14 protein-coding genes and 1 pseudogene are annotated in these 15,682 nt (G+C 64.0%); 11 read left to right on the top strand and 4 right to left on the bottom strand.

Annotation, left to right across the window (positions count from 1 at the left end; genetic code table 11):
• Positions 1-184: pseudogene (locus tag VJ369_RS06010) on the top strand (hypothetical protein); the annotation flags it as partial.
• Here VJ369_RS06010 and VJ369_RS06005 read toward each other — a convergent pair.
• The gene (locus VJ369_RS06005; RefSeq protein WP_324091194.1) at positions 172-711 is read right to left on the bottom strand and encodes a VanZ family protein; all 540 of its coding nucleotides are present in this window, start codon (positions 709-711) and stop codon (positions 172-174) included. The pseudogene VJ369_RS06010 and the gene VJ369_RS06005 overlap by 13 nt on opposite strands.
• 112 nt (positions 712-823) lie before the next feature.
• Between VJ369_RS06005 and VJ369_RS06000 the strand changes: the two genes are divergently transcribed.
• The 7 genes from VJ369_RS06000 (at position 824) to VJ369_RS05970 (ending at position 11,376) form a co-directional block, all read left to right on the top strand.
• A complete protein-coding gene (locus tag VJ369_RS06000) occupies positions 824-2,158 on the top strand; it encodes a DUF4872 domain-containing protein (RefSeq protein WP_324091193.1) in 1,335 nt (444 codons plus the stop codon).
• Positions 2,159-2,303: 145 nt separating this feature from the next.
• The gene (locus VJ369_RS05995) at positions 2,304-3,455 is read left to right on the top strand and encodes a GuaB3 family IMP dehydrogenase-related protein (protein ID WP_324091192.1); all 1,152 of its coding nucleotides are present in this window, start codon (positions 2,304-2,306) and stop codon (positions 3,453-3,455) included.
• 203 nt (positions 3,456-3,658) lie between these two features.
• Complete coding sequence (locus VJ369_RS05990; protein ID WP_324091191.1) at positions 3,659-4,450, top strand: SURF1 family protein; 792 nt, start codon at positions 3,659-3,661, stop codon at positions 4,448-4,450.
• A gap of 37 nt (positions 4,451-4,487) precedes the next feature.
• On the top strand, positions 4,488-4,952 hold the full coding sequence (locus VJ369_RS05985) for a DUF3817 domain-containing protein (protein WP_324091190.1): 465 nt from the start codon (positions 4,488-4,490) through the stop codon (positions 4,950-4,952).
• A 158-nt stretch (positions 4,953-5,110) separates the two neighbouring features.
• A complete protein-coding gene (guaA, locus tag VJ369_RS05980) occupies positions 5,111-6,697 on the top strand; it encodes a glutamine-hydrolyzing GMP synthase (RefSeq protein WP_324091189.1) in 1,587 nt (528 codons plus the stop codon).
• 222 nt (positions 6,698-6,919) lie between these two features.
• Complete coding sequence (locus VJ369_RS05975) at positions 6,920-11,065, top strand: DNA helicase (RefSeq protein ID WP_324091188.1); 4,146 nt, start codon at positions 6,920-6,922, stop codon at positions 11,063-11,065.
• Entirely contained in the window at positions 11,062-11,376 is a 315-nt protein-coding gene (locus VJ369_RS05970) for a hypothetical protein (protein WP_324091187.1), read from the top strand. The genes VJ369_RS05975 and VJ369_RS05970 overlap by 4 nt, the downstream gene beginning before the upstream one ends.
• On the opposite strand, the gene VJ369_RS05965 is transcribed toward VJ369_RS05970, so the two are convergent.
• Together VJ369_RS05965 and VJ369_RS05960 are read right to left on the bottom strand one after the other, a co-directional pair.
• Entirely contained in the window at positions 11,373-12,068 is a 696-nt protein-coding gene (locus VJ369_RS05965; protein ID WP_324091186.1) for an RcpC/CpaB family pilus assembly protein, read from the bottom strand. The two genes, VJ369_RS05970 and VJ369_RS05965, sit on opposite strands and share 4 nt — an antisense overlap.
• Before the next feature lie 67 nt (positions 12,069-12,135).
• Positions 12,136-12,756, bottom strand: a complete 621-nt coding sequence (locus VJ369_RS05960; RefSeq protein WP_324091185.1) for a 5-formyltetrahydrofolate cyclo-ligase — start codon at positions 12,754-12,756, stop codon at positions 12,136-12,138.
• A 116-nt stretch (positions 12,757-12,872) separates the two neighbouring features.
• On the opposite strand from VJ369_RS05960, the gene VJ369_RS05955 reads away from it, so the two are divergent.
• A complete protein-coding gene (locus VJ369_RS05955; RefSeq protein ID WP_324091184.1) occupies positions 12,873-13,490 on the top strand; it encodes a GNAT family protein in 618 nt (205 codons plus the stop codon).
• Between the two features lie 182 nt (positions 13,491-13,672).
• Complete coding sequence (locus VJ369_RS05950; RefSeq protein WP_324091183.1) at positions 13,673-14,494, top strand: hypothetical protein; 822 nt, start codon at positions 13,673-13,675, stop codon at positions 14,492-14,494.
• A 70-nt stretch (positions 14,495-14,564) separates the two neighbouring features.
• Here the strand turns inward: VJ369_RS05950 and VJ369_RS05945 are convergent, their stop codons facing one another.
• Entirely contained in the window at positions 14,565-15,065 is a 501-nt protein-coding gene (locus VJ369_RS05945) for an Lrp/AsnC family transcriptional regulator (protein WP_324091182.1), read from the bottom strand.
• 111 nt (positions 15,066-15,176) lie between these two features.
• On the opposite strand from VJ369_RS05945, the gene VJ369_RS05940 reads away from it, so the two are divergent.
• The gene (locus VJ369_RS05940) at positions 15,177-15,650 is read left to right on the top strand and encodes an NUDIX hydrolase (protein ID WP_324091181.1); all 474 of its coding nucleotides are present in this window, start codon (positions 15,177-15,179) and stop codon (positions 15,648-15,650) included.
• Positions 15,651-15,682 lie beyond the last annotated feature (32 nt).

The raw sequence follows: 15,682 nt of genomic DNA, 5'->3' as shown, positions 1-15,682 counted from the left end.
TGATCCGTGGTGGTTGGGCGGCGAGACGAAGCTGATCAATTTGGGTGGTTTGTGCCGGGGTGCGCATATGGATGCTGATTCTGGCCGGATTAAGCTTGTGGTGGTTGATGGGTTGCCGCATGTGATTTTGCCGAAGCATCTGGACCCTGCGCAGTTGCCGCGGCGTAATACTTACTGGGACTGATTCCCGATCGGGGCAGAGCCCTGCCCACCGGCCCGAACCTGACGGCGACTACGTGTCCAGAGCAGCCAACAAAGCGCGCCAAGCAGCCCGCCCAACGAGTTCGCGAGAATATCAAAGCCCGACGCAAAACGCTGCGGGAGAAATAACCATTGGCTTGCTTCGATCAGCGACGTTGCGAGCACGCCGAGCCCCACGGCCAGCCAGAAACGTCGCAGCCCAAAGCCCAACAACAACCCCAACGGGATGAAAAGCACGATATTCGCGCCGAACTCCACAAGGTCATAGCCCACAAAGTTCGGCATGCCCACCGCATGCAGCCAAGCCAAAACGCTATCCAAAGCACCCCTGGCCGAGGCATCCACCGGCGTCGGCCAGAGCGCAACACCGATCAGCCCGAGCAGATACAGCGCAGGCAAAACCCATAGGGCACGAATGGGGAGTCGGGAAGAAGAAATCGGCGCGATCCTTGGAGGGTAGTTTTGAAGAATTGACCAGTTGCCACCGGCGGCATGTGTCGGGACCCTCATAGTTTAGCCAGCCGCCGGCACCGGTGCGGAAGAAACACCGAGCTCACCCCACGTAGAATGTAGGCACGACGCCACGCAACGGTGCGCGTCACCGGCAACGAAGGACATGATCTTGGCACAACCCGCGAATCTGAAGAAGCTCGCCCGTGAACGCATGGCTCGAACAGGCGAGAGCTACACGACCGCGCGCAAGAACATCCTGACCGATAAGCCCGAAGGCCCCCGAGCGGCCCGCGCAGCCGCCGCACGCAACTACGCCCAAGAGGCTAAAGACGCGCGATACGCTGAAAAGCACGGCAAACCCAAACCAAAGCCAAAACCTGCACCCGTGCCAAGCCCGGCAGAAGAGCTGCCCGAATACCCGGCTCCGACCGAGGTTGTGCAGTACGACGCGGGCCTCTGGCACCGAGTCCTCACCCAGGCTGGCGTAACCAATCCGGCCACCGGTGAACCACTAAGCGAAGCACTGCTGGCAGGACTTGCCGGCGGCATCGGCTTCATGGCTTTCACCTTCGAATACGAGCAGACCACCTCGGTCACTCTCGTCACCCGCGCGCACCCAGAGCCATATACACAGAACCTGTTACGCCGCGCCGGCGCCAAGGTCACCGAGCGCACCACCGGATCATCGGATAGCGCTACCGAGTACCTCGATGCCGGACTGGACGCAGGCCGCGCGGTCGTCGTACGCGTTGCGGTCAGCGCACTGCCATGGATCGAAGCCGTCGAGGTAGATGAGGCAGACACCATCGACGTCGCTATCGTCGGTGAACACGAAGATGACCTGCTCATCGATGACGGCTCCGGCGCGCTGATGCCGATCAGCCCGAACGATCTGGCCGTGGCCCGTGCCAAGCGCAAAAAAGAAAAGAACTGGCAGGCCTGGATCCCTTCGCGCCGTTCGCCCAACCTGGACACGCTCGGCGCCCACGTACTGGAAGCCATCACTGAAACTAACGGCCGCCTGCTTGGCACCTTGGAGCTCAAGGGCATCCCGGAACACTTCGCTAACCGCGTCGGCATCGCCGGCATGCACACTTGGGTTGAAAGCCTGCGCGACACCAGCAGCAAAAAGGGCTGGACGCAGATCTTCGCCGATCCGCAGCGTCTGAGCACCGCACTGGAGCAGCTGCACGGCTTCATGACCGACACCCGCTTTGGCGGACTCGGTGGCCTGCGCGGACTCTACGCAGACTTCCTCGATGAGTGCGAGCAGTTCCCGGGACTTGAACCGCTGGCCGAGCACGCCGCAGATTATGCGCAGCTCGCCGCGGACTGGATCGACCTGAGCGAAATGGTCGATCCAGAGATTGACCCAGAAAAGCGCAGTGAGCTCTTTGCCCGCATGGCCGGTCAAATGGAGAAGATCGCCGCCGCCGAGGAACGTGCCGCCACCGCATTAGCCAGCACGCTGAGCGGCCTGAAGGCCGGCAAAACCGAGCGCTAAACGCGGTTTGATGCGCCATATTGGGTAACTTGCGGTGAACTTGCTCACCGTAAATCAGCCATATTACGCCCCGTGCCCGCAGTGGTGCGGGGCGTTGCGCGTTCGCCGAAGCGGGAATCGCCACGGAACTTGGTAACCTTATTAGGTGAGTAACGAGATTGAGATCGGCCGTGGCAAGCGCGCCACGAAGGCATATTCCCTGGACGACGTAGCGATCGTACCGAATCGCCGAACCCGTGATCCCAAGGACGTATCGGTCTCTTGGCAGATCGACGCGTTCGCGTTTGAAACCCCCATCTTGGGCGCACCCATGGATTCGGTGACCTCCCCGGCCACCGCAATCGCCCTGGGCAAGCTCGGCGGCTTAGGCGTGCTGAACCTTGAAGGACTGTGGACCCGCTACGAAAACCCGGAACCGGTACTGGCTGAAATAGCCGGACTGCGATCCGAAGCGAGCACCCGCAACGATTCAAAGATCACCGCGAAGCTGCAGGAACTATATTCCGCGCCGATCCAGCCTGAGCTGATCGGCACCCGCTTGGCAGAAATCCGCGAGTCCGGCGTGGTGGTGGCAGGCTCCCTGACCCCGCAGCGCACCAAGGAATACTCGCAGGCGGTGATCGATGCCGGCGTTGACATCTTTGTCATCCGCGGCACCACCGTCTCGGCCGAGCACGTCTCGCAGAACACCGAACCACTGAACCTCAAGCAGTTCATTTATGAGCTCGATGTTCCCGTCATCGTCGGCGGAGCGGCCGGCTACACCCCGGCAATGCACCTGATGCGTACCGGCGCGGCCGGCGTACTTGTCGGTTTTGGCGGCGGCGCGTCCTCCACCACCCGCCGCACCTTGGGCATTCACGCACCGATGGCTACCGCCATTGCCGACGTGGCAGCGGCCCGCCGCGACTACATCGAAGAAACCGGTGGCCGTTACGTGCACGTCATCGCCGATGGCGGCATGGGCAACTCCGGAGATATCGTTAAGGCCATCGCCATGGGAGCCGACGCAGTGATGCTCGGTACCGCACTGGCCCGCGCCGAAGAAGCACCGGGCGCCGGGTACCACTGGGGCATGGAAGCCGTGCACGAGGTCAGCCCACGAGGCGACCGCGCGCAGATCGGTACCGTCGGTTCCCTGGAGCATGTGCTCTACGGCCCGTCGCACGAGACCAATGGCACCTCCAATCTGGTTGGCGCCCTGCGCCGTTCGATGGCGACCACCGGCTACTCCACGCTGAAGGAATTCCAGCGCGTGGACGTGGTGCTCTCGCCATACGAGTCCGACCGCTTCTAAGCATTTTCATTCAAGCCCGCCGTTGCCCTCCACGGGCCGCGGCGGGCTTGAGTACTTTAACGCCCCAGCTTCAAACCGCCGGCAAATTAGTCTCAACGATCAAGCTCAGCGGAAAGTTCCCCAGGCGCCTCCCCAGGTGAAGTAGGTCAATCTCACCCCCTGCGCATTGGAACTTCTACAAGCAATCGAAGTACCGTTAGAGTGTGCTGAAAACCGCTTTCAAACCCAAATGGATCGCCGCCTTACTCGGTGCGTTGCTGATTGCCACCGGATTTGTGGCCCTTTCGGGCTGGCAATTTGGTTCCTCCACCACCGAGCCGGTGGTCAAGATCGATGAAACCGAGGTGCCGGTCCCGCTGACCGAGCACTACGCTCCGGGCATCGAGATGCTGGGCAGCAAGGCAGATCAAATCGTCGAGTTTTCCGGGCACTTCATTGAGGGCACCGACGTGCTGATCAAGGACCGGGTCGACGATGACAACCTGGGCAGCTGGGTCGTCTCCGCCTTCGCCGTCGAAGGCGCCAAGGACGACGCGGCAATGGCAGTGGTCCGTGGCTGGCAGCCCGAAACCACCACCCCATCCCCAGCACCCAAGGGCACGATCGAAATCACCGGGCGCCTGCTGCCGCCCGAAGGCCCGGAGCTGAACTACGACCTGCGCAACCCGGCACTGGCCAGCTTATCTTCCGCGCAGCTGTCCAACGTCTGGGACCTTAAGCTATACACCGGGTTTGTCACCGCACATGAGCTCACCGCCGACGGCCAACCGGTCACTCAGCCGGGTCTGGAGTCGATCTACGTCGGCCCGCAGCCGCAAGAGGCGCAAATCAACTGGCTGAACGTGTTCTACGGGATCGAATGGGTAGTCTTCGCCGGCTTCGCTTTCTTCCTCTGGTACCGGATGGTGCGCGATGATTACCAGCGCGGCATGGACGAGATCGCCGAGGACGCCGCCGCCCAGGCAGCGGCCCGCGAGCGGCTTCCCGAGAACTAATCCACAACCCTCACAACGTCGAAAGGACTTCGAGCAGATGTCCAGCACCACCCCCACGCCCCGCCCCCGCAAATTTGGTGGAACCCCGGCGCAGATCCGTTCGGCCGCAAAATTTTATAAGGTGTTTGCCTACGCGACCGGCGTGATGCTGCTGCTGCTCGTGGCCGAAATGGTCCTGAAGTACTTCTGGAAGCTCGAGCTCTTCGTCGGCGGTGAACTGCTCACCGGCGCCGCCAACGCCATTTCGTTGCTGAACCGCGCAGACATCAGCGGGGGAGTGAACATCTCACTGATGATCCTGATCGTGCACGGCTGGATGTACGTGGTGTACCTCTTCGCAGACTTCCGCCTCTGGTCACTGATGCGCTGGCCATTTAGCCGCTTCATCACCATTGCCCTGGGCGGGGTCATCCCGTTCCTCTCGTTCTTCACCGAGCGCACGGTGCACGCCGAGGTGGACGCCGAGCTGGCCGCCCACCCCAAGGCCGCCAAACGTTACTAAAGCCCGACTTATTGGGCCACAAAATCCTCGTCACACTCGTTGCGGCGGGGATTTTCCGTACCCGGGTCGATCAAAACGCCGCCGCACCGGCCCCCGGGTGACGCTGATGACATGCGCACTGCGCATTCACGGCGTGCTGAACCAGTAGACTAGAGATCGTGACTACTGCTGACCTCACCCCAGAACATAAGCCGGTTCTGGTCGTCGACTACGGGGCCCAATACGCGCAGCTCATCGCTCGCCGCGTACGTGAGGCCCGCGTGTACTCGGAGATCGTCCCGCACACCCTGTCCACCGAAGCCATCTTGGCCAAAAACCCTGCAGCGATCATCCTCTCCGGTGGTCCCTCCAGCGTTTACGCCGACGGTGCGCCTTCCGTAGGCGCTGACCTCTTCGAAGCCGGTATCCCGGTCCTCGGAATTTGCTACGGCTTCCAAGCCATGGCAAACGCCCTGGGCGGTACCGTCGCGGAGACTGGCCTGCGTGAATACGGTTCCACCCAGACCAGTTTTAACGGCGAAGCCCGATCCCTGCTCGCCGGTGCCGGCAAAGCACCGAACGTATGGATGAGCCACGGCGACTCGGTCTCCAAGGCACCCGCTGGCTTCGAGGTGCTCGCGACTACCGCCGGCGCCCCGGTGGCGGCCTTCGCTAATGAGGCCAAGCGCCTCTACGGTGTGCAGTGGCACCCAGAAGTTAAGCACTGCGAGTTCGGCCAGGACATCCTGGAGAACTTCCTCTACAACGGTGCAGGTTTGGCCGGAGACTGGACCGCCGGCAACATTGCCGAGGAACAGATCGAACGCATCCGCACCCAGGTCGGCGACGGCAAGGCCATCTGCGGCCTGTCCGGCGGCGTGGACTCGGCGGTAGCCGCTGCCCTGGTGCAGCGCGCTATTGGCGACAACCTCACCTGCGTATTCGTCAACCACGGTCTGCTGCGCGAAGGCGAAGCGGAACAGGTGGAGAAGGACTTTGTCGCCGCCACCGGCGCGAAGCTCTACATCGCCGACGAACGCGAGCGCTTCCTCACCGCACTGGACGGCGTCACCGATCCGGAAACTAAGCGTAAAATCATCGGCCGCGAGTTCATCCGCGCCTTTGAGGCCGCCGAGGTAGCAATCCTCAAGGCCGAAGCCGGCACAGGGGAACCGGTCAAGTTCCTGGTGCAGGGCACCTTGTACCCGGACGTTGTCGAATCCGGCGGCGGCGAAGGCGCAAGCAACATCAAGAGCCACCACAACGTCGGCGGGCTGCCAGAGGATCTGGACTTTGAACTGGTGGAGCCGCTGCGCACGCTGTTCAAGGACGAGGTCCGCGCGGTAGGCCGCGAGCTGGGTCTGCCCGAGGAAATCGTGGGACGCCAGCCATTCCCCGGCCCAGGTCTGGGCATCCGCATCATCGGTGCGGTCAACGAGGAACGCCTCACCCTGCTGCGCAAGGCCGACGCGATTGCCCGCGCCGAGCTGACCGCCGCAGGTTTGGACGACGAAGTCTGGCAGATGCCGGTGGTACTGCTGGCCGACGTCCGCTCGGTAGGCGTGCAGGGCGATCACCGCACCTACGGTCACCCGATCGTTTTGCGTCCGGTCTCCAGTGAGGACGCGATGACCGCAGACTGGTCACGCTTGCCGTACGATCTGCTCTCCAAGATCTCCAACCGCATCACCAACGAGGTTGACGGCGTGAACCGCGTGGTGCTCGACGTGACCTCCAAGCCACCTGGAACCATCGAGTGGGAGTAACCCCACAGTTCTAGCCGGCACGGTGTAAAACGTGCGGCCCAAGCGGAACCGCCCGTGCTCAACCACCCTTCACCAGGTGCGCGAGAACGGAACGGTTCCGCTTGTCCGGTTTAAACGTGTTTCGTGGGCGCATTCTGCCCCACCGGTGCACTACCTTTGAAATGAGGCGTGCAAGCTTTTCCGCGCGCCGTGATGGTCGGTTCAGTGAAGGGAATAACTGTCGTGACTAGTGGCCAAAATGCTGCTGCCGAGCGCGTATCTGCCTGGGTGAAATCCCTGGGCCAAAGCGCCGGCGCCGATACCACCTTGCGGTTTGCTCCGTCGACGTCGAACAGTATCGACATCACGCATGCAAATCCATCGGGGTTGGCCCAGTTTCTTGCGGGTCGCCGTACCCGCCTGTCTACCTTGCTGCACGATGCCGATCAGTTTGCGACCGCCAAGCGGACCGCCCGGGCATTAAGCGCTAAGACCACCGAATTGTGGGACGAGCGCGGCATCGACGTGGGCTACCTGGCCGCCGGTGTCGCCAATTGGCGCGCGGTCCATGAGGGCAAGAGCGAACCGGTGTCCGCACCGATCATGCTTGGCCGGATCACGCTGTCCAAACACCTGGACCACGACGACTACGACGTGCAGCTGGTAGGCCGCGCCGAAATTTCCCCGGCCTTCGTCCGCCAATTTGAGGCCGATCACCACACCAAGGTCGACGTGGAAGCGGTAGACGCCGCAGCCTACTCGATTGCCCGTTTTGACCCGGTGCGCGGCATGGACGCCCTGCGTCAGCAGGTCTCCGAGGTCCCCGGGGTAGTGGTTGGACACCGTCTGCTGGTTTCCACCTTCTCAGATTTGATTGACCCGGCCGATCCGGCCATCCTCACCGGGGCCCACCCGGTGATCGAGGCGCTGATCCGTGCAGAGGAACGCGCCAGCGATCCCGCCCCAGCCGCCCCAGCCGCCGCAGAAAAAGCCCAGCCCGAGGCCCCAGCCGAGACGGAAACAGAAACTTCGCCAGAGCCTTCGGCAGACACGCAGCCGGAAGCGAAGTCCGAGGAATCTGCCGGATCGCGCCTGCGCCGGGTCGCCAGCCTGATCAAGGACTCCTCCAAACCACGGCGCACCCCGCCGGCCGCGGCTCCCACCATCACCTCCACCCGCAAGGTGCACACCGGCACCAGCGTACTGGCCAAAAACAGCGACGAACGCGACCCGGCAGATGAGCTCTACCTGCTGGACGCCGATGAGTCCCAGGCAAGGATGCTCGACTACATCGCCGCCGGCGAATCGGTGAGCATCAACGCCGCCTCCGGAACCGGCGCCACGCAGACCGCACTGAACGCCGCCGGTCTGCTCGCAGCGCAGGGCAAGCGCGTGCTGGTGGTCGCCGAGCAGCGTTCGGCAGCCGAAGAATTTGTGCGACGCTTCAACGAACAGCTCGACGCCGGCAGCCTGCTGCTGGAACCCAACGAGGATCCCGACGCGCTGCGCAACCTGCTGATCCGTGCGATCCTGCGCAATGAGCGGGCCACCGAGCCGCAGCTGGGCGGGCTGCTCAAGAAGCTGCGCGAATCGCGCGGAGCCCTGCACGAACACGTCAAATCCCTGCATTCGGTGCGCAGCCGCTGGGGCTGCTCACCGTACCAGGCCATGCAGGAGCTCGCTCGGCTGACCTCGCTGGACCCGGCGCCATCGACCACCGTGCGGCTCAAGCGTTCGGTGCTCGACTCGATGGGCCAGCGCGGCCATGTTGCCGCGCAGCTCAAACGCGCCGCCCAGCTTGGCGCGTTCTCCAAGTCGCACACCACCAGCCCCTGGTTCGGCGCGCCGCTGCGCAACCAGGAAGCCACCGAGCAGGCACTGAACCTCGCCGGAGGCCTGGGCCGCGACCTGCCGATCCTGCACGAACATATGCTCAAAATCGCCGCCCAGTCGCAGATCCGGCTGGAGGACAGCTACGACAAGTGGGGGGACCAGCTGCAGTTGCTGGTCGCCGTGCGCGGTTCGCTGGACAAGTTTGAAGCGGACATCTTTGAGGGGGACATCGACGATCTCATCGCCGCCACCGCCTCCAGCGCCTGGCGCCGCGAACACGGGGTAGAGATGGGCTCCATAGTCCGCTCCCGGCTGCGCAAAATCGCGAAGGAATATGTGCGCCCCGGCATGCACGTGGCCGATCTGCAGGCAGCCCTGCAAGCGGTCTCCATCCAGCGCGACGCCTGGCGCGCCATCGCCACCAGCCAGCGCAACCCTGCCGTTCCCGGCGGGCTGCTGGACGTGGAGGCCGGGTACCACGACGCCGGCGCACGCATCGACAAGCTGTCCCAGATGCTCCCGCCACAGGTAGGTACGGGGCTGCGCGAAATGCCGATCGCGGAGCTGCTGGACATTATCGCCGCGCTGGTGGACCGCAAGGAAGACCTGGCCGAGCTGCCCGAGCGCACGCTCATCGCGGAACAGCTCGCCGAAGGCGGGCTGGCAGATCTGCTCGCCGACTTTGCCGACCGTGAAATTGACGCGGACGCCGTCGACGCGGAACTTGAGCTCGCCTGGTGGCAGTCCGCCCTGGAAGCGATGATTTCCGGCGATGATTTCCTGGCGATGAACGACGGCGCGAAGCTGGAAAAGATCGAGGCCGACTACCGCCTGGCCGACGGCGCGCATATCTCTTCTGGCCCCTCACGGATCCGCTGGGAGCTGGCCCGCAATTGGAAGGCCGCCCTAGCCGATCACCGCGCCGCCTCCCGCCAGCTGCGGGCGACCCTCAAAGACGGCACCCTGACCGTGGCCGGACTGCTCGAATTTGGTCCGGCGCTGGTCGGCTCGCTGACCCCGGTCTTCGTCTCGGCGCCCTTGCTGCTGGGCAGCGCGCTGCCGGCAGACACCGAGTTCGACGCGGTGATCCTGCTGGAGGCCAACTACCTGACCCTGCGCGAGGTACTCGACGCGATCCGCCGCTCCAAGCAGGTCATCGCCATCGGCGACCAAATGCTCGGCGGTCCAAAGCCCTTCGAGGTGTCCGTGGATCCCACCGCACGGCTGAAGGAACGCAACCCCGGACGCTCCGCGCTCAGCGCGCTGAACGAGGTTCTGGTCACCGGCACCCTGTCCACCGTGTACCGCGGGATCGACGAGGGTCTGGTCGAACAGCTCTCGCGCACCTACTACGATTCGGCGATCTCCCGGTTGCCGGTTGCGGTCACCATCACCGGCAGCAGCCCGCTGCTGACCGGGGTGTACGTACCCGATGCCACCGGCACGCTGTCCAACAGCGAGGACGGGGTGCAAACCACCGCGGCCGAGGTCGCGAAGGTCGTAGACCTGGTCTTTGCACACTTCGCATCGCGCGGCACCGAGTCGCTGGCCGTGATCGCCTCGAACCGTGCCCACGCCGCGGCCATTGCCGAGGCCATCCGGGTGCAGCTGCCCAACCACAAGTACGCGATGGATTTCCTGCGTTCCAAGGTGGAACCCTTTGTGGTCACCACCATGGACCGGCTCATCGGGGTGCGCCGCGATGCGGTCATCTTCGCCTGGGGTTATGGACGCACACCGCACGGTAAAACCCTCCATGAATTTGGGGCGCTCTCCCGCGAAGGCGGCGAACAGCTCTTCGTTTCGGCGATGACCCGTTCACGTAAACGCATGACGCTGGTGTCTTCATTGCTGCCGGCCGATGTGGACCTGGACCGGGTATACCGTGGGGCCTGGCAGTTCTTCGAGCTCTTCGGCCGGGTGGAAGCGGGGGATTCTGGCGTCAGCACCGTGGGCAGCCCGCGCTTTGATGCGCTGGTCTCCGACCTGGCCAGGCGCCTGCGCGAACGCGGCGCAATCGTAGCCGAGGATTACCGCGGCGTGCTCGATCTTTCAGCACACGCGCTGGACATGGACGGCGATTCGCCGGTGCGTCCGCTGGCAGTGGTGTACGACGGGACCGAGCACTATGCCGGGTTGACCGTGCGTGAACGCAGCCGGTTGCGTCCGGAGTTCTTCGAGAACCACGGCTGGCGCTACGTGCCGCTGTGGACCATCGACGTGTTCACCGATCCGGCCTCGGTTACCGACCGGTTGGCGCGCAGTCTGGAGTTGGCTCCGGCCGCCTCCGCACATCCGCGCACCGGTCCGCGCACCCGGGTTCCGATGGCGCCTCCGGTCTCCGCGAGCAGTGTGACCGCGCAGCCCGACTCGGCAAAACCAGCGGTCAAGCCGGCCGACAAAGCCGGCAAGGCCGACAAGGCCGAAGCAAAGTCAGTCCAGGAAGCAGAGTCCGCGCAGCAGCCTGCGACTCCGGCGCCGATCCCAGCCAGCGCCGACGCTGCCGGGACTGCTCCGGCAGCCGATCAGCAGACGCAGAAACCACAGGGTAAATGAGCGAGCGTGCGGGGCAGGAACCGACGGGTAAAAAACCCGCCGGACGGGTCAAACGACCCCGGGTCATTGCCCCGCCGCAGCAGCTGAGCGTCAAAGTTGAACTCACCGGGAGCTACACCCCGGTACCCGTGGTGGCGTCGGTGGACCGAGCGTTAGCTTCCCAGCTGGCTCCGTCGACCAAAACCGGCGCAAAAACCACCGATCCGTTAGCGGAGTTGCGCGCCAAGGACGATGACCCACGCCAGTGGGGCGACAACGTCGAGGATTTGGCCGAAAGCATGAAACGCGATAAACCCCCGCACTGGGGTTAGTTCACCAGCACCGCCGAAACCTTGCCGCGGGACACCGCACCGGATAACTCATCGGAATCCCGGTTGGCTGCGGCCACCACGATAATTCCCTCCCCGTCCGGGGTCGCGGCATTAAACATGCCCAGCTGTCCGTCGCCAGAAGCCGGAACCCATAACACCGGCACCGCCCGGGCAATGGTTTCCGAGCTGATTTTGGCCTCAAACCCGTCCCCGGTGGTCAGCACAATATCCACCAGCTGCCCCGGATGCATCAGGCTCACCGTGGCAGGATCGCTGAGCCTGATGGGCACCGCCACGGTCCCGGAAATGGTTCCGGTCAGCAGATTTGGGCCCACCAGCAGGTGCCCGCGCAGCACCGTCCCGGCGGGAACCGCCACCGCCAAGCGTTGGCCGATCACCGCCTGCGGCTCGGTCAGCACCTGAGCGTCTGCCGGATCCAGCGGGATGCTGCGCAGCTGCACCTGATCGGCTCGAACGATCTGCCCCGAGGCCAGATCGCTGCTGGCCACCACCACCTCGCGCTGGGCCAGCTGACCCTCGGCGAGCACATTGATGCCCGCGGCCACCGCCAGCAGCAGCAGTACCACGGCCAGTGGTTTGCGGTAACGCCGCAGAAGCTCATGGCGCGTGCGTGCTGCCCGGATCTTAGGCCGCGGAATCACCGGGGTGCGGCGTCGGGATAAATTACTCATACCCCCAAGCAAACCCGTCCGCCCGGGGTTCGGCCACGTCCCGGCAGCGAACTGTGGGCAAAGCGCGCTAGCTCGGGGCGATGGTGTGGAACTGCCGTTCGGTGATCACCACGTCCACCGGCCGATCGTGGGTTTCCACCGGGAAATCGCCGGCAGGCACAAATTCGGAGGCATGCACCAGCGCCGCCACCCGGGTAGCCTGCTGCTCGATGAGCGGCAGGAAGCGGTCATAGTATCCGCCGCCCTGGCCCAGCCTCAGCCCGCGCTGGTCGACTAGCAATGCGGGGATGAACAGCGTGTGCACCTGCTCGAAGAGCCGCGCATCGTGGCGCGGGCCCACCGGTTCATCCACCGGGGCCACCGCGCTGCGCCGCAGTTCCACTCCCGGGATCCAGCGCACCCAGCCCAACTGATACTGCGGCTGGCACACCGGCAGATACACCTCGATGCCGGCCTCGACCAGCGCGTTTAACAACACCGAGGTATCTGGCTCTTCCGCCGTGGAAAGATACGCGCCGACCCGCATCGCGGTGCCGGTGGATTCGGTCAGGTATTCCATCGCCTGCGCGGCCAGCTGCTGCGCCAACAGGGCCCGCGTCGTGGGGGACAGGGCACGGCGCGCGGCCCGTGCCTCGGCACGCCGGGATTTTTTCTCCGCGCCAAGGCCCGCGGTGTCTGCTGCGTTCATGGACTCAACTCTACTGCCGACCCGGCGGCCACCGGCCGGCTTTCGGCCACCTGCCGGAAACCGTCATCAAACCACAGGTGAACGCCGCACCAAGCGAGCAGAGATACGATAAGTGCATGCTGAGTTTTCTGCGCGGGCGCAATGCCGTGCCACCGCTGTCCTCGGACCGACTGCTGCTCCGGGAAATGGCACTGCGCGATCAGCCCGCCTGGATTGACCTGAGAAACGCCAACGCCATGTGGCTCAAACCCTGGGATCCCACCAACCCGCTCGGCGCGCCGGAACCCATGACTTTCAGGGCGATGCTGGTGGCCAAACGCGCCGCCGCACATGCGGGGGCCGGCTACTCCTGGGTGATGACTCTGCCGGCGCTGCATTCAAAAAATCCGCCGATCATCGGGCAGATATCGGTCAGCGGCATCCAGTATGGGGCCGCGCGCACCGCCTCCATCGGCTATTGGATCGATAGCTCCCATGCCGGGTTCGGCCTGATGCCGGAGGCCTGCGCCCTGGTGATCGATCACTGCTTCCAAACTCTGGCGCTGCACCGGTTGGAGATCAACATCCGCCCGGAAAACGCCGCCAGCCTGCGCGTGGTGGACAAGCTTGGGTTCCGCGACGAGGGGGTGCGCAAGGGATTTCTGCACATCGACGGCGCCTGGCGTGATCATCGAACATTTGCACTAAACCGCGAGGAACTCAAATGCAGCATGTTAGAACGTATCTGCGAATAATCGCGCCGATTAACCCATACGCGGGCGCCAAGCGCGCAAGAACCCACCACGACTTGCGAATTCTTGTAGACACACCGCGAAATCTGCCCGTCGATGCCCCGCACGTTGCATAGTGTTGACTGATGAAGCCCACCGTTGGGCTTCACTGAATTTGACCGTTCACTCGGTGTGGGAGGACCCCTATGGCTAACACGTCACAGAGCGTATCGCAGCAGCAGCAGCCTGCCGCGGCAGGCCTCAAGATCCGTGTGCGCTATGGGCGCTTAGCCGTCGCGGTGCTCGGCCTGCTGGCCGTAGCGGCCACGCTGATCGGCCTGGTGCTGGCGCCTTTCACCGCGCTGACTTTCACCACCGTCGGCATCTTTTTCCTCGTGGCTCTGGGCTCCGTGGCCTCCCTGCGGGCGCTGGCGGTGCTCGATCGCAACCGCAAGCTGCTCGAACATCTTGAAGCTACCCGGGAGCGCGCCCTGGACACTCCGGCCTTCGCCGATCAAGCCAACCAGGTGATCGTTCGCAAGCACGGTGAGGACCAGGTGTTCGATGCACGCCCGGGTTCGGCTCGCCGGGCTCCGGCCATCACCGCCGAAGAGCTGCGCTCCGAGGCGGTACGTGTGGCCCGCGGGGATGGCGGCGTTAAGCAGCCTGCCACCTGGGAGCCCACAAATATTCCTAAGCCCACCTACGTGGCGGTGCGTGAAGCCACCCAGCGCGAAATTTCGGCGCGGGTCCGTCCGGAACCAATTCCGGTGTCCGTTCCGCTGCGCCCCACTAAGCACATCAGCCTGAAGGCCGATCAGGACGCCAAGCGTCTGGCCGCGCAGGTTTCCGCCGAGGAACGCGCGGCGATCATCTCCGTCAGTGCCAAGGCCGATCCGCAGCCCGCCGAGCCGGCAACCCCAGCGGCAGCCGCAGCTCCGGCAGCCGAGGCAGCGCCGGGCACCCCGGCCGCCTCCAGCAAGGCGAAGCTGAACCTCGACGCCGTCATGCAGCGCCGCCGCGCCTAAAACATCTTCACATGCAAAGACCCGCATCCTGGACAAGGATGCGGGTCTTTGTGCTGGGTCTAGCTGAAAATTATTCGCCGTCCACCGGAAGCGGACCGCGGTTGCCCAACTGGTGGTCGAAGACCAAGGTGGTTTCGGTGTGCCCCACGGATTCGTCGGTAGCCAGATTATCGAGCACCCAGTCGCGCAGCGCCTCGGTGGAACCCACCGCAATATGCAGCATGTAGTCGGTGGCACCGGAGACGTGGAACATCGAGAGCACCTCAGGCAGGGCCGGAATACGTTCGCGGAAGGTGTCGATCTTTTCCCGGTCGTGGGCACGCAGCTTCACGGAGATCAGCGCCTGCACGGTGCGTCCCACCGCGGGCAGCGAGACCTCGGCGTGGTAACCGGTGAGGATTCCGCGCTCCACCAGCGAACGGGTGCGCAGCAGCGCGGTAGACGGGGCGATCGAAGCACGTTGCGCCAGCGTCGCATTGGAGATGCGGGCATTGCTGACCAGCTCGTCGATGATGATTCGATCAATCTCGTCTAGATCGTTGCCGAAAGGTGACTCTGGGTGCGATGACATAAGAATATTTCACCATACCCGGCCCCGTTCGTTGAAATGTTTGGGTGTTTTCCCTGACTCCCGTGGCGCTCGCCTGCCACGAAGAAGCGCAATCGTCGATATATTTAGGGTATGACTCGACGTTCTGAATCCACCGGTGAACCCTTCGACACCCGATTGGCGGCCTACGTCCTGGTCGAACACGAGGACAAAGTATTGCTCACCCTGTGGGATATGCGCCACCGCGATCCCAAGTTCACCCCGCGCTGGTCACTGCCCGGAGGCGGTATCGACCTAGGGGAGCAAACCGTCGACGGGGCCATCCGCGAGGTCTATGAGGAGACCGGATACAGCGTGGGAAACCTCGCGCTACTCGACGTCACCACCGGGATCATCCCGGCCGCCCGGCGGTATTCCGGCGATGACTGCCCGATGCAGACCGTGGCCGTCACCTACCGCGCCAAGCTCCTAGGCGGTCAACTGCGTCACGAAGTTTCCGGATCCACCAGCCAGGCCGCCTGGTTTACCCGGGAAGAAATTAAGGCCCTGAACCGGATCGAGCGGGTCGATCTGATCCTGTCTTTAACCGGCCCCGGCGTGCGCTGAGCGGCAATTGCACCTCGCTGACTTAGAATCTA

It is taken from the genome of Glutamicibacter sp. (assembly GCF_035257265.1).
In the GTDB taxonomy this organism is placed as follows: Bacteria; Actinomycetota; Actinomycetes; order Actinomycetales; family Micrococcaceae; genus Glutamicibacter.
The sequence above is the reverse complement of the archived record's forward strand: the minus strand, read 5'-3'. Positions and strand labels throughout refer to the sequence as shown.

Coding starts and splice junctions, on each gene's coding strand:
- VJ369_RS05965 (WP_324091186.1), bottom strand. CDS start 12,068: ATGAGTAATTTATCCCGACGCCGCACCCCGGTGATTCCGCGGCCTAAG.
- VJ369_RS05960 (WP_324091185.1), bottom strand. CDS start 12,756: ATGAACGCAGCAGACACCGCGGGCCTTGGCGCGGAGAAAAAATCCCGG.
- VJ369_RS05955 (WP_324091184.1), top strand. CDS start 12,873: ATGCTGAGTTTTCTGCGCGGGCGCAATGCCGTGCCACCGCTGTCCTCG.
- VJ369_RS06005 (WP_324091194.1), bottom strand. CDS start 711: ATGAGGGTCCCGACACATGCCGCCGGTGGCAACTGGTCAATTCTTCAA.
- VJ369_RS05940 (WP_324091181.1), top strand. CDS start 15,177: ATGACTCGACGTTCTGAATCCACCGGTGAACCCTTCGACACCCGATTG.
- VJ369_RS05950 (WP_324091183.1), top strand. CDS start 13,673: ATGGCTAACACGTCACAGAGCGTATCGCAGCAGCAGCAGCCTGCCGCG.
- VJ369_RS05985 (WP_324091190.1), top strand. CDS start 4,488: ATGTCCAGCACCACCCCCACGCCCCGCCCCCGCAAATTTGGTGGAACC.
- VJ369_RS05945 (WP_324091182.1), bottom strand. CDS start 15,065: ATGTCATCGCACCCAGAGTCACCTTTCGGCAACGATCTAGACGAGATT.
- VJ369_RS05970 (WP_324091187.1), top strand. CDS start 11,062: ATGAGCGAGCGTGCGGGGCAGGAACCGACGGGTAAAAAACCCGCCGGA.